This window comes from Streptococcus suis, assembly GCF_016743335.1.
GTDB classification, from domain to species: domain Bacteria; phylum Bacillota; class Bacilli; order Lactobacillales; family Streptococcaceae; genus Streptococcus; species Streptococcus suis_Y.
In genome coordinates this window covers 23,382-36,807 of record NZ_WCJE01000007.1, presented here as the reverse complement: position 1 = coordinate 36,807, position 13,426 = coordinate 23,382, and the positions used below count along the sequence as shown (strand labels likewise).

Sequence of the window (13,426 nt, the reverse complement as noted above, 5' to 3'; positions counted from 1 at the left end):
AGGAAAATGAAGAAAATATTATTTATGGTTCCTTCGTTAAGCGGTGGGGGAGCTGAAAAGGTCTTGGTTAACCTGGTCAATAATTTAAACAAGAAATATGACATCACAGTGCTAACGTTGTTTGATGTTGGAGTCAATAAACAGTTTCTGAATGAGAGAGTCAACTATAAGTTTGTGTTTCCGAGAGTATTTAGAGGAAATAGGTTGTTATTGCAATTGGCTTCACCAGAATATCTTTATAAAAAAATGGTGAAAGGTGATTATGATATCGTTGTTTCCTTCTTTCAAAGTCCAACAACTCGCATTATCGCAGGTGGAAATAAGCAATCCACCAAGTTTGTTCAGTGGATTCATAATGAATTCCATGATAAGCAAGAACTATTATCATGTTACCGTTCGGAAAGAGAGTTCAGAAGACTTCAACAAAAGTATGATGCAACTATTTTTGTTGCAGAGACGGTAAAGACATCATACGAGTCACTTTTCCCTAGGCTTGTTCGTCATCCTCAGGTTTTATACAATGTGATTGAGACTGATAAAATTAGAAGGCTATCTTTGGAGCAAGTAGACGCGGATAAGTCATCCAATCCTCAGAACTTACAGCTTATTTCTGTTGGACGTTTGGTGCTACAAAAGGGTTTCGAACGATTAATTCGTATTGTCTCACGGTTGGCAAAAGAAGGCTATTCTATAGAATTGTCTCTGTTAGGGACTGGTGAACTACATTCTGAGTTGCAACGGTTGATAGAAGCAGAAGAAGTTGATTCAATTGTTCATTTACTTGGATATAAAGAAAATCCCTATGCTTATGTCAAAAATGCAGACCTATTTGTCTGCTCCTCGCTTCATGAAGGATATAGCACCGCAGTAACAGAGTCGTTAATTGTGGGAACACCAGTTCTGACAACAGATTGCTCAGGAATGGCTGAATTATTGGGTGAACAGAATGAATATGGAATGATTGTTGAAAACTCAGAAACAGCATTATACAAAGGATTAAAAGAGTTACTGGAAAATCCTAATAAGTTAGCAAACTACAGAAAGATGGCAGAAATACGAGGACAAAACTTTAATCAAGCGAATCAAGTATTAGCGATTGAAAGGATGTTTGACGAATTAAGTAGTAATCTTTGAGTTTTTCGTAGAAATAAATTTTATAATCTATTTATCATAGTAGTCCTTAAGTATTAAGGGTGAGACTTTGATGGTTATAGTCCGTATTAATATTAAATCGTGTAATTTTATAAAGGCTAGAAGAGTAAAATGGATATAGTGTTTTTTGGGAATATATCAGGTGGTGGAGTTGATAGTGCGTGCTTTAATCTTGTTAATAAGCTCGCAGATAGTCACAAGATTACGATTATCAGCACAGGATTTTCAGAGCCACCAGCACTTTTAAGGGAGGACGTTGCTTATTATCATCTTAAGAGTGATAATATTCTACGAATGAATCTTGAATGTTTCAAACTAATAAAAAAACTCTCTCCAGATATTGTAGTGACAATGGAGGCTTTGTCAGGCATGGTGTCCTTTCTACCAACACTTTTGTGTAGAAAAAAATATATTGTGTGGGAACATGCCAATTATTATCAAAATCAAGGAGTAGCCTACATTCAAATCGTTAGAGCGATAGAACTATTGTTATCAGATGCCTATGTCGTATTGACTAAAAGAGACTTTCAAACTTTTCAGCGGAAATTTTTCTTTAAAAGGCGATTGAAACAGATTTATAATATGTTTAGTAAACAGAGTGAAGGAAACTACAATATCGCCTCTAAAACGATTGTCAGTGCTGGTCATCTTCGACCTATAAAGAATTTTGATAGTATTCCTGAAGTTGCCTCTATAGCTCTAAAAAATCACCCTGATTGGACTTGGAAAATATATGGTTCGGGAACAGATGAATATTTAGAATACTTAATGGAAAAGGTCCGTGAATACGGTGTTGAAAAGCAAGTGGAATTTTGTGGGCGTACAAATTATTTGATAGAGATAATGAGAGAATCAGCCTTATATGTTTTACCATCTCTATATGAAGGTCTGCCGATGGTTCTGTTAGAAGCAAAATCACAGAGGTTACCAATAGTGAGTTTCGATATTGAGACGGGACCAGATGAGATTCTTAGAGATGGCATTAATGGCTATCTGGTGGAGCCCTATCAAAAGAAAAAAATGGCTGAAAAAATTCGCTTTTTAATTGAAAATCCAGATGTGCGTCAATCTTTTTCTGATAAATCAGAACTAGATTTACCATTATTTTCAGATGATACAGTAGTTAAGCAATGGTTAACATTATTTGAGGAAATCTATGAATGAGATAATAAGTAAAAGTTACGCAGTGTTAAGTGATAAATTAGGCAGAGTTGCAAGGCGATATTGCAGGAATCGTCATGAACGTTTTTATCAGAAATACATTGATTACGTTGCATTTCTAAATGGAGAGGACAACTATCGAAAATAATGCGTGAAAAAAGAAATATCGTTTTAAACTTATTAGCAGCTATTATTTTGCAGATTGTAACAATTCTCATAGCATTTTTTGTACCTAAACTATTGATCTCTACTTATGGTCCACAGATGCATGGTTTTATTACAACGATTACCAATCTAATAACCTATTTGATGTTAGTAGAAGCAGGTATAGCTTCCTCCTCTATTCAAGGTTTGTATAAACCACTCGTGTCAAAAGAAGAAAGAGCAATAAATGCAGGCTTAAATGCAATTGGTCATTTTTATGTTCGAATTGGTGTAGCCTTTTCAACCTTACTTATTGTCCTCGCTTTGACGTATCCACTTCTTGTAGAGAGTAGCTGGAGTTATCAAACTGTTTTTGCAATAATTATTGCTTCAGGTCTAGCCCAACTCTTAGAATATTTTTTCGGCAGCAAGTATCGCATATTGCTTCAAGCAGATAAAAGGTTGTACATTTTAAATTTTATCAATATTATTGCTGTACTTAGTCAAGGTGGTCTTCGTATTGTATTAATGCTTCAAAAAGTTGATATTTTATGGGTGCAGTTGGTTCCAGCAGTTGTCTATTTATTGAAGCTATTATTGATTGTTATTTATGTTAGAAGACACTATCGTTTTCTGAATAAAACTACTAAACCTGATTTTCAAGTGACTGCTAATAGATGGAATGTTTTTATTCACCAAATTACAAATTTGGTAGTGAATAATACAGATGGAATTGTTTTATCCATTGCAAAAGGATACAGTATCGTCAGTGTTTACTCTATCTATAATTTGGTTATTTCAAATATCAATGGATTTTTCTCTCAAAGTTTTACCAATTCCATTACAGCTAATCTAGGTCATATTTATGTATCAAGTGGTAGAGAAGTGTTTGTTAAAGAGTATCGTTTTTTTGAGAAACTCTATTATATGTTTATTGCTCTTGTTCTGGGGATTTGTTGCTTTGCTCTACTTCCTTTTATTAGGTTCTATGTAGGGGAAGTTGATGGAATTAATTATGTAAATTTCTGGATAATGGTTCTATTCTTAGCCAATGCACTTGTGACTAATCTTCGAACACCACTTTTGACAGTGGTCATGGCTGTCGGTGCTTTTAAGGAAACACAAAATTTTGCTATTATTGAATCCCTTTTGAATCTTTCTTTATCATTACTTTTAGTAAAAGATTATGGAATTTTTGGTGTATTATTTGCAACGCTTTGTTCAAGTTTATATCGTTACAGCACCTTTATTAAATATGTTAACCGTCATATACTGCGTCGTTCACCTGTCCACTCTTTAAAAACTGGTATAATTGCTGTTCTAGAATTTTTTATTCCTGTTATTATTGGAAATGCATTGATGACAAAATTTGTAATAAATGGCTGGGGGCAGTTATTCTTGTTATGTGCTGTAACAGGGGTAATTTCTTTAATGTTGATAATTATGGTGATTGCCTTACTTGATCGTTCATTTTTTAAACGATGTTTAAGTTTGATTAGTCGTTAGTGACTTGAATAGGAGAAGAAATGAATTATTTTACAAACAAAACCATCCTAATCACTGGTTCTGCTGGGTTTATCGGTAGCCATCTTGTTCAGAAGTTATTGAGAGCCAATCAAGCGATGCAGATTATTGGTCTGGATTCTTTAAATGATTATTATGAGGTATCTTTGAAAGAATGGCGATTGGCTGAATTGGAAAAAGAGGCTGCAAACTCTAAAGTCAGTTATCGCTTTATCAAAGGAAATATTGCTGATAAAGACTTGGTTACTCAAGTCTTTGCTGACTTTAGACCTGATATTGTGGTGAACCTTGCAGCACAAGCAGGTGTTCGCTATTCGATTACGAACCCAGATGTCTATATTGAGAGTAATGTGATTGGTTTTCAAAACATCTTAGAGGCTTGTCGCCAGCATCCTGTTGAGCATTTAGTGTATGCCTCGTCATCGTCTGTTTATGGTGGAAATGAGAAAGTGCCATTTTCGGTAGATGATCAGGTAGACCATCCAGTCTCGCTCTATGCTGCGACTAAAAAGTCCAATGAATTATTTGCTCATGCCTACAGTAAACTCTATCAAATCCCAACAACTGGTTTGCGTTTCTTTACAGTTTACGGTCCTGCTGGTCGTCCAGATATGGCTTACTTTGGCTTTACCAATAAATTGCTAAAGGGAGAGACGATAGAAATTTTTAACTATGGTCACTGCAAGCGTGATTTTACTTATATTGATGATATTGTACAAGGGATTTGTCTGGTCATGGAGAAAGCTCCAAAGTTAGAAATCGGTGAAGATGGTTTGCCGATTCCACCCTATGCCCTATACAATATTGGAAATAGTCACCCTGAGAACCTTTTGGATTTTGTGACAATTTTACAGGAAGAGCTAGTAGCAGCTGGTGTTTTATCTTGTGACTATGATTTTGAAGCGCATAAGAAACTTGTTCCCATGCAGCCTGGCGATGTCCCAGTTACCTATGCTGATACGAGTGCATTAGAAAAAGACTTTGGATTCAAACCAACAACACCTCTTCGTGAGGGACTGAGGCAGTTTGCCCAGTGGTATAAGGAATATTATCTGTAGTTAGATGAATGTGAGAAAGGAGAAAGCATCTGTTTTATAAAGTATTCAAACGATTGATAGACATTGTTGGAGCTGCGCTCATGCTCTTACTCTTTTCTCCTATTTTTCTTTTGGTAGCGGTGCTTATCGCCTGTGATACAGGATTTCCTGTAGTGTTTACTCAAACGCGTATTGGAAAAGATAAGATGCCATTTACCATTTATAAATTTCGTACCATGTATGCTACAGTACCTAGCGATGTTCCGACCTATCAGGTAAAACCTAGGAAAGGTCTGGTAACTCCTGTGGGAAAATGGCTGAGAAAGTCAAAGTTAGACGAACTTCCTCAGCTGTGGAATATTTTAAAAGGTGATATGTCTCTGGTTGGACCGAGACCAGCCTTGTGGAGTGAAACGGCTTTGATTGATGCTCGAGATAGATATGGTGTCAATCGTTTAAAACCTGGTTTAACAGGACTAGCCCAAGTGAAAGGTTTACAAGTCCACAAGGTGAAAAGTAAGGTTGAGTGGGACAGACAATACCTATCTGAAGCAAGTCTCTCCCTTGACCTGTACTGCTTGCTGATAACACCGTTTGTATTGATATCAAGTCTGCTTCCTTTTAGAGGACGAAATAAGCGTAAAAGATAGCGAATGAAGGAAATTTGCTATTTTTAGTGATTTAATGTAGAATGAACGTGTAAAAATAACACGCTCGTTTTGAGGGAGGAAACTATGATGGGGACAACATTGAAGAATATAGCATTTAAGATGGACTCAGAAATAGTAGATGCAGCTAGTGCAGTATTTAAAGCAAATGGCTATTCACTTGCGAAAGGAATGACGCTATTTTTAAAACAAGTAGCTGTGACAAAAACAGTCGATTTACCTTCTGAGGAAGAAATCGAAAATGAACTCTTGTTTATGCAATTGAAAGAAGAAGTTCGTCAAAGAGTTGCAGATGTTGAAGCAGGAAATTACTACTCAGATGCAGATTTAGTAGCACGATATGAATTATAAAATCAAGTATGCCAAAGAAGCACTCAACGATCTAGATAGTATATTTGCCTTCGTCTCAAATGTTAGTACCTCTGGGGCAAAAACAGTCATTAATAAAATCCGCGCAAAGATTAATAAACTAACTTTTATGCCATCAGGACTTAATTTTGATGCTAGGTTAGGGAGAAGGTTACACGACAAATATAAAACAGAAGCGCTTATTTCTGACAATTATCTTATTTTATTTGTTGTTAATGAAGAGAAGAAAGTGGTCATCATTACTCACATTATTCCTTCAAAATCAAATTATATGAGACTGCTCAAAAAGTAGAAGATTTAACAGTGTAAAGAGCAGAAAAACTAATTCTGCTGTGTTTTAAAAATCGATATCGTAGATAGTGTATAAAGTAAATGTTTAAGAACCTGTATTCACATGTCTCGTGCTTTTATGTAAGAAAATTTTTTGCTAATCAAAGCAGTTTTTGAGGAAATACTGGCTGTATTTAAAAAAACGAACAATGAGTAGCTGAAAAAGGAGTTTTAGATAGAAGTGCTGAACTGCAAATGCAGGTTCTAAAAATAGTTTAAGGAGGAACATGGAGCCGTATTCAATCTTATTAGCGGTATGGCGGGAAGACAATCCTGACCATTTTCGTGAGGCAATAGAAAGTATGCTTTCACAAACCTACCCCGCAGAGGAATGTATCATTGTAAAAGATGGACCTGTTCCAGCTAGTTTACAAGATGTTATCAATGATTGTCGAAAAAAAAATGCAAAAATTCCCATTGTTGAAGTGGTTTTAGAGAAACATTCGGGACTGGCTACGGCTCTGATGGCAGGCTTATCAGTTGCTAAGACAGACTTGATTGCTCGTATGGATGCGGATGACGTCTCACGAAAGGAGCGGTGCGAAAAGCAAGTGAGCTGTTTTGAATGTGACCCGACGCTTTCGCTTGTAGGAAGTTATGTATCAGAATTTGAAGAAACGACTAGCAAATCACTGAGTATCCGAAAAGTCCCCTTGAATCACGAGGCGATTGTGAATTTTTCAAAACGAAGAAATCCATTTAATCACTCAAGTGTCATGTTTCGCAAATCGGCGGTTGATGCAGTTGGTGGATATAATCCTACCATTCGCTACAATCAAGATTGGGATTTGTGGTTGCGGATGCTTCATCATGGCTATCGTGCGGCCAATATCCCTGAGATTTTGCTTGACTTCCGCTTTAACCGCGATACCTTGAAAAGGCGGAAATCTTGGACGAGTCTCTTGCAACTGATACGGTTGCGGTATGCTTCCTATCGACGGCAGGAGATGACAGCCTGGGATTTCCTATCGGTAAATCTTCTTCACTTGATGATGGGGATTCTTCCTTTACGTGCACAAAGGGCATTTTATAAGTATATGCTACGAAGATAGAAAAGGAGTTTGTCGCTAGATGATAAGGAATATTAGGATATTCATGACAGTATTCAGGCAGTCACCGAGTATGGCTTTACTAAAAGTTTTATCAGTTATACCAGTAAAGCCAGATTCCTTTTTGGGAATGCCGTTTGCGCGTCTAAAGTGGCGAGCTCATTCACGTTTTTATGAAAAGACTGTTACTCGTCGCTTGTCTCCGTTTTCTACTTACTTAGAAAAAGAGAACACGGCTGAGTCCCTAACGCCAATCATCTGGACCTTGTGGTGGCAGGGAGAAGCAGACCTTCCTGCGGTCTGTCGCTATGCGATTGAAAGCCAAAAAAAATTTGCGGAGAAAAATGGTTACCAGCATATCCTCCTGACAAAGGATAATCTGGCTGATTATCTAGAGATTCCAGAGGTTTTTCTGGATAAGCTTGCACAGAAAAAGATGGCGTTCACCCCTTTTTCAAACTATGTCCGCTATGCTTTGCTTGCCCAGCATGGAGGTGTTTGGATGGATGCGACCCTTTATGTCACTGACCAATTAGATAGCCGCCTATTTGCAAATGATTTTTTTAGTTTCCGACATCAAATGGGAAGAGTCACAAACGATTACCTTTATTGGATAGCTAGGGGGCGATGGACTTCGTTTTGTTTTTCAGCAAAGAAGGGAAATCCTCATGTACGCTATATTCGTGATTGTTTGCTTTACTATTTTGGTCAGGTAGATAATCCCATCAACTATACGATTGATTTATTTCAAGATATTCATTACCGGCTTCATCCTGAGTTTCGAGAGATGATCCATCAGCTACCAATCGTTTCTGGGATTGAAAATAGAGATTTCGTGTCTGTTCATTTTAATGAACCATTTGATGAGAAGCGATGGCAAGAAGTGCTAAAGACAAGTCCAATAGTGAAGTTTTCTTGGAAATTTTATCGTAAATCAATTCTCAATGGAAGTTATGCGGATATGATTTATCGCCCATTTTTTCCAAATACTAAGGAGAACAATGAAGACTAAGCCTTTTTTCTCGATTGTTATGCCAGTCTATAATGCCGAGGTCTATCTAACGGAAGCGATTGAGTCCGTATTACATCAGACTTATCAGGATTTTGAGCTGATATTGGTCAATGATGCATCGACTGACCAGTCCGAGATGATTTGTCAGGAGTTTGTCGCTTCGCATCAGGAAAAAGTCCGCCTCTACTCTCATACTGAAAACAAGGGCTTGCTTTTGACACGTGCGACAGGTATGGCAGAAGTACGAGGTCAGTATTGCCTGTGTATGGATGCGGATGATGTCTTGCGTGTGGACTATCTAGAGCTTGTTAAGCAAACAATTGATGAGACGCAGGTAGACGCTGTGGTGATCAATTTTTCGATGGAGGCAGGTTTTTCTATCAAGCGAAGAGATTTTAGTCCTTTTCTGAATCGTCAAATGACAGGTTTGGAAGTCATTGAAGAACTACTTCTGGAAAAGACTCAGTTGACAACTGTATGGCAACTGGTGTTTAAGGCTTCTTTTATACCTGATGAAGCTTTTTACCAGCGATTTGGGCACTTTGTTCGGAGTGTGGATCGGATAACCCTGCACTATATTTTGGCAAGGGTAGAACGAGCGATTGTTTTAGATGAAGCCCTCTATTATTACCGTCAGGTGTCTACTAGCTTAAGTTTTAATTTTAACGAAATAGATTTTGAAGAATGTGCCCAGACAGATTTGTATTTGTATGATGGTTATCATGAGAAATTTCCAGAAAAGATGGATGCTTATTTGCTAAGGAGATTTTTATGGTTTGCCAAAAAAGTACTGTCCAAAAGCAAATCGTTCAAGGAAGAGTGTGATAGAGCAAGGCTGATTCGACAGTCTTCTGTTTTTAGGACAGTTTTGGGAGTGGAGAAGAATACCTTATCACAGCGTGACCAACTGTTTTTATTAGTTCTAAGATACCGAAGTCTATATTTTCTTCTAGCCATCAAAAGGAGGTTATTATGAAAACTCTCCCTTTTTTCTCGATTGTCATGCCTGTCTATAATGCAGAAATCTATTTATCAGAGGCGATTGAGTCCGTATTACATCAGACTTGTCAGGATTTTGAGTTGATTTTGGTCAATGATGCTTCGACTGACCAGTCTGAGATGATTTGTCAGGAGTTTGTCGCTTCGCATCAGGATAAAGTCAGCCTCTACTCTCATACTGAAAATAAGGGCTTGCTTTTGACACGTGCGACAGGTATGGCAGAAGTACGAGGTCAGTATTGCCTATGCATGGATGCGGATGATGTCTTGCGTCTGGACTATCTAGAGCTTGTTAAGAGAACGATTGATGAGACGCAGGCAGAAGCGGTGGTGATTAACTCTTCTCGTCGGACAGATTTTTCACAAAAGCATGTTGATTACACTCCATATATACATCGTCAAATGACAGGACTAGAGGTCGTGAAAGAGATGGTGTTGTCAAATCGTGTGTTAATGACCTTGTGGTGTACAGTCTTTCAGTCACGTTTTTTACCAGATGACCACTTTTTTGAGTCTTTTCAACGATTAGTATGTGGTTCTGACTTAGTGACCATTGAAGCCGTTTTTTCAAACATCCATCATGTTGTTGTTCTTGATGAGGCACTCTATTATTATCGCTTTGTGCCAAGTAGCCTCAGCAACTCATACACGGTAAAACATTTTGACTCAGTGGCCTTTTCAGATTGGTATTTTTATGAAAAGTATGCAGGTGATTTGCCAGTGGAGATGGCAGAACGATTGATAAGACGTGTTTCGTGGGCTGGTGAACGGTTACTGCTTTCAAGTTCTTTACATGATTTATTAAAAAATGCTCAGCATATCAAGGAATCTTTATTCTTCAGGAGAGCGATAGAAGTTGGTAGTTCCACAAGATTGCGTTTTCGTGATAAACTGTTCTTGTGTCTTGTCGAACATCGCTTCATGCACCTTATGTTATTGTTGTATTTTCCGTTAGGACGCATCAGAAAATGGTATCTGCAAAGGGAGGCTAGATGAATAGACCGTTTTTTTCTATTATAGTGGCGATATACAATGCTGAGCCCTATCTGGTAGAGGCTTTGGATGCTGTATTTGGACAGACCTGCCGAGACTTTGAATTGATAGCGGTTGATGATGGGTCACATGATAGGAGTGTGGCGATTGTCAAAGAGTTTCAGAAACGATATGGCAAGCAGATAAGCTTGATAGAAAGCCACCATCAGGGGTCATTAGTCGCGCGTGCCATAGGAATGGAAAAGGCTAAAGGTGACTATATTCTCTGCATTGACGCAGATGATAAGATGAGAAGTGACTATCTTGAGGGGGTCTTCCAGCGGATACGAAAGACAGGTGCGGATTTGGTATTGACAAATTATTCTACAGAAGCTGATTTTTCAAGAAAAAAAAGACCTTGTTTCTTTCCAACAGACGAGCTTCTGGATTCGCAAGAAGTGTTGGATACCTTTTTTAGAAGAGGGCAACTGATGACACTGTGGAGTAAAGTCTTTCACCGTTCCCTTTGTCCCCCTGCTGATTTTTACAAGAACTTGCCAGACATTCGAACGGGTACGGATGCCGTTGTTTCTGCTTATGTGATTGAGCATGCTCAGAAACCACTTTCTATCGACAAAGCTTATTATTTTTATAGACAGGTTCCAAATAGTTTGAGTAATACACTGGACACAAATTTTTTTGATTCAAAAGTGGTATTAGAGTTTTATTTTCAAGAAAAGTACAAGGAACTTGGTGATGTTGTGAAGTCTAGTATGGCTCGTCGTGTGAATTGGTTTTCTACTCTTTATCTTTCAGCAGCGGATGGTTATCTTGATTTTTTGAAACGATTAAAGCATGTGCGTTCATCTGCTGTCTTTCAGGAAAGCTTGGCTTATCTGAACTTCGAGGAAGTCACACCCGAGCAACGTCGCTGGTTTACTGTTCATCGCTATCCTATTCTAGCTCCAGTAGCATATGTCACTCCCTATCTATCAAGAATTTGGAAGAGGTTATTTTGAAAATGAGTCACAGACCTTTTTTTTCGATTGTCATGCCTATTTACAATGGCGAAGATTATCTGGAACAGGCTTTGGATGCTGTTTTTGGACAGACCAACCAAGACTTTGAATTGATAGCGGTTGATGACGGGTCACATGATAGCAGTGTGGCGATTGTCAAAGCGTTTCAGAAGCGCTATGAGAAGCAATTGACCTTGATTCAAAGTCCTCATCAGGGGCCCTTAGTTGCGCGTGCTTTAGGGATGGAAAAGGCGAGAGGTGACTATATTCTCTGCATTGACGCAGACGATAAGATGAGACATGACTATCTTGAAGGTGTCTTCCAGCGGATACGAAAGACAGGTGCTGATCTAGTGGTGACAAATTATTCTATCAATGATGATTTTTCCAACAAAGAACGCCCCTGTCTCTTTCCAACAGACGAGCTTCTGGATTCGCAAGAAGTGTTTGCTACCTTTTTTTTAAAAGGCAATCTGAATACCTTATGGAGTAAAGTCTTTCACCGTTCCCTTCGTCCACCTGCAGATTTTTATAAAGAGTTACCCAATGTTGGCGTTGGTGAGGACGGTGTTGTCTCTGCTTATGTGATGGAGCATGCTCAGAAACCACTTTCTATTGACGAAGCCTATTATTTTTATCGACAGGTTCCAAATAGTTTGAGTAATACACTGGACACAAATTTTTTTGACTCAAAAGTGGTACTAGAGTATTATTTTCAAGAAAGATACGCAAAACTTGGAGATATTGTCAAAATTAGCATGGTTCGTCGTGTGAAATGGTTTTCTACTCTTTACCTTAGAGCGGCAGCTGATTATCTTGAGTTTTTGACAAGGTTAAAATATGTTCGGTCATCTTCTGTCTTTCAGGAAAGCTTGGCTTATCTAGATCTTGCTGAAGTCACCCTCAAGCAGCGTTATTGGTTTACTGTTCATCGCTATCCCATCCTAGACCCGTTAGCATATGTTGTTCCCTATCTATTAAAAATTTGGAGAAGGTTATTTTGAAAAAACCATTTTTTTCGATTATCATGCCAATCTACAATGCCGAGCCCTATCTGGTAGAGGCTTTGGAGGCTGTATTTGGACAGACCAACCAAGACTTTGAATTGATAGCAGTTGACGATGGGTCACATGATGGTAGTGTGGAGATTGTCAACGATTTCCTGAAGCGATATGGCAAGCAGATAAGCTTGATAGAAAGTCATCATCAGGGGTCATTAGTCGCGCGTGCCAGAGGAATGGAAAAAGCTAGAGGAAACTACATCCTCTGTATTGACGCTGACGATAAGATGAGAAGTGACTATCTTGAAGGAGTCTTTCAGCGAATACAGAAGACGGGTGCGGATCTAGTGTTGACAAATTATTCTATCAAAGCTGATTTTTCAAGGAAACAAAGACCCTGTCTCTTTCCGACAGATGAGATTTTAGACCCTAAGCAGGTGTTAGATGCTTTTTTTAGTAAAGGGAATCTGATGACACTGTGGACTAAAGTCTTTCACCGTTCGCTTTGCCCGCCTGCTGATTTTTATAAAGAGTTACCCAACATTGGCATTGGTGAGGACGGGGTTGTCTCTGCTTATGTGATGGAGCATGCTCAGAAACCACTTTCTATTGATGAAGCTTATTATTTTTATCGACAGGTTTCAAATAGTGCGAGTAATGCACTTGATGCCAGTTTTTTTGATTCAGAAGTGGTATTAGAGCTTTATTTTCAGGAAAAGTACAAAAGACTCGGCGATGTTATGAAGTTTAGTATGGTTCGTCGTGTGAAATGGTTTTCTGCTCTCTATCTCTCAGTAGCAGCTGATGATTTTGACTTTTTCAGACGGTTACAGCATGTGCGTTCATCTCCTGTCTTTCAGGAAAGCTTGGCTTATCTGAACTTCGAGGAAGTCACCCCCGAGCAACGTCACTGGTTTACCGTTCATCGCTATCCTATCTTAATCCTATTAGGACGTTTTAAATCTAGAATACGGAGAAGGTTATTTTGA

14 protein-coding genes are annotated in these 13,426 nt (G+C 38.4%); all 14 read left to right on the top strand.

Annotated features, from left to right (window positions below; translation table 11 throughout):
* Window positions 1-6: 6 nt before the first annotated feature.
* The 14 genes from F9856_RS03520 to F9856_RS03455 all read left to right on the top strand — a co-directional run bounded on the left by F9856_RS03520 (window position 7) and on the right by F9856_RS03455 (window position 13,426).
* Window positions 7-1,134, top strand: a complete 1,128-nt coding sequence (locus F9856_RS03520; protein WP_202105752.1) for a glycosyltransferase — start codon at window positions 7-9, stop codon at window positions 1,132-1,134.
* A gap of 129 nt (window positions 1,135-1,263) precedes the next feature.
* Entirely contained in the window at window positions 1,264-2,316 is a 1,053-nt protein-coding gene (locus F9856_RS03515; protein WP_202105751.1) for a glycosyltransferase, read from the top strand.
* A gap of 144 nt (window positions 2,317-2,460) precedes the next feature.
* Complete coding sequence (locus F9856_RS03510) at window positions 2,461-3,963, top strand: lipopolysaccharide biosynthesis protein (RefSeq protein WP_202105750.1); 1,503 nt, start codon at window positions 2,461-2,463, stop codon at window positions 3,961-3,963.
* Between the two features lie 20 nt (window positions 3,964-3,983).
* Complete coding sequence (locus F9856_RS03505; protein WP_202105749.1) at window positions 3,984-5,039, top strand: NAD-dependent epimerase/dehydratase family protein; 1,056 nt, start codon at window positions 3,984-3,986, stop codon at window positions 5,037-5,039.
* 53 nt (window positions 5,040-5,092) lie between these two features.
* The gene (locus F9856_RS03500) at window positions 5,093-5,668 is read left to right on the top strand and encodes a sugar transferase (protein ID WP_236659532.1); all 576 of its coding nucleotides are present in this window, start codon (window positions 5,093-5,095) and stop codon (window positions 5,666-5,668) included.
* An 84-nt stretch (window positions 5,669-5,752) separates the two neighbouring features.
* Window positions 5,753-6,037, top strand: coding sequence for an antitoxin (locus F9856_RS03495; protein ID WP_024378717.1), 285 nt, complete (start codon window positions 5,753-5,755; stop codon window positions 6,035-6,037).
* Complete coding sequence (locus F9856_RS03490; RefSeq protein ID WP_202105748.1) at window positions 6,027-6,347, top strand: type II toxin-antitoxin system RelE/ParE family toxin; 321 nt, start codon at window positions 6,027-6,029, stop codon at window positions 6,345-6,347. Before F9856_RS03495 ends, F9856_RS03490 begins: the two co-directional genes overlap by 11 nt.
* 265 nt (window positions 6,348-6,612) lie before the next feature.
* Window positions 6,613-7,437, top strand: a complete 825-nt coding sequence (locus F9856_RS03485) for a glycosyltransferase (protein ID WP_202105747.1) — start codon at window positions 6,613-6,615, stop codon at window positions 7,435-7,437.
* Window positions 7,438-7,507: 70 nt separating this feature from the next.
* On the top strand, window positions 7,508-8,446 hold the full coding sequence (locus F9856_RS03480) for a capsular polysaccharide synthesis protein (protein ID WP_202105746.1): 939 nt from the start codon (window positions 7,508-7,510) through the stop codon (window positions 8,444-8,446).
* The gene (locus F9856_RS03475; protein ID WP_202105745.1) at window positions 8,436-9,422 is read left to right on the top strand and encodes a glycosyltransferase family 2 protein; all 987 of its coding nucleotides are present in this window, start codon (window positions 8,436-8,438) and stop codon (window positions 9,420-9,422) included. The genes F9856_RS03480 and F9856_RS03475 overlap by 11 nt, the downstream gene beginning before the upstream one ends.
* The gene (locus F9856_RS03470; RefSeq protein ID WP_202105744.1) at window positions 9,419-10,441 is read left to right on the top strand and encodes a glycosyltransferase family 2 protein; all 1,023 of its coding nucleotides are present in this window, start codon (window positions 9,419-9,421) and stop codon (window positions 10,439-10,441) included. The genes F9856_RS03475 and F9856_RS03470 overlap by 4 nt, the downstream gene beginning before the upstream one ends.
* Window positions 10,438-11,436, top strand: coding sequence for a glycosyltransferase family 2 protein (locus F9856_RS03465; protein ID WP_202105743.1), 999 nt, complete (start codon window positions 10,438-10,440; stop codon window positions 11,434-11,436). Before F9856_RS03470 ends, F9856_RS03465 begins: the two co-directional genes overlap by 4 nt.
* 32 nt (window positions 11,437-11,468) lie before the next feature.
* Entirely contained in the window at window positions 11,469-12,440 is a 972-nt protein-coding gene (locus F9856_RS03460) for a glycosyltransferase family 2 protein (protein WP_202105742.1), read from the top strand.
* Entirely contained in the window at window positions 12,437-13,426 is a 990-nt protein-coding gene (locus F9856_RS03455) for a glycosyltransferase family 2 protein (RefSeq protein WP_202105741.1), read from the top strand. The genes F9856_RS03460 and F9856_RS03455 overlap by 4 nt, the downstream gene beginning before the upstream one ends.

Coding starts and splice junctions, on each gene's coding strand:
- F9856_RS03520 (WP_202105752.1), top strand. CDS start 7: ATGAAGAAAATATTATTTATGGTTCCTTCGTTAAGCGGTGGGGGAGCT.
- F9856_RS03515 (WP_202105751.1), top strand. CDS start 1,264: ATGGATATAGTGTTTTTTGGGAATATATCAGGTGGTGGAGTTGATAGT.
- F9856_RS03510 (WP_202105750.1), top strand. CDS start 2,461: ATGCGTGAAAAAAGAAATATCGTTTTAAACTTATTAGCAGCTATTATT.
- F9856_RS03505 (WP_202105749.1), top strand. CDS start 3,984: ATGAATTATTTTACAAACAAAACCATCCTAATCACTGGTTCTGCTGGG.
- F9856_RS03495 (WP_024378717.1), top strand. CDS start 5,753: ATGATGGGGACAACATTGAAGAATATAGCATTTAAGATGGACTCAGAA.
- F9856_RS03490 (WP_202105748.1), top strand. CDS start 6,027: ATGAATTATAAAATCAAGTATGCCAAAGAAGCACTCAACGATCTAGAT.
- F9856_RS03485 (WP_202105747.1), top strand. CDS start 6,613: ATGGAGCCGTATTCAATCTTATTAGCGGTATGGCGGGAAGACAATCCT.
- F9856_RS03480 (WP_202105746.1), top strand. CDS start 7,508: ATGGCTTTACTAAAAGTTTTATCAGTTATACCAGTAAAGCCAGATTCC.
- F9856_RS03475 (WP_202105745.1), top strand. CDS start 8,436: ATGAAGACTAAGCCTTTTTTCTCGATTGTTATGCCAGTCTATAATGCC.
- F9856_RS03470 (WP_202105744.1), top strand. CDS start 9,419: ATGAAAACTCTCCCTTTTTTCTCGATTGTCATGCCTGTCTATAATGCA.
- F9856_RS03465 (WP_202105743.1), top strand. CDS start 10,438: ATGAATAGACCGTTTTTTTCTATTATAGTGGCGATATACAATGCTGAG.
- F9856_RS03460 (WP_202105742.1), top strand. CDS start 11,469: ATGCCTATTTACAATGGCGAAGATTATCTGGAACAGGCTTTGGATGCT.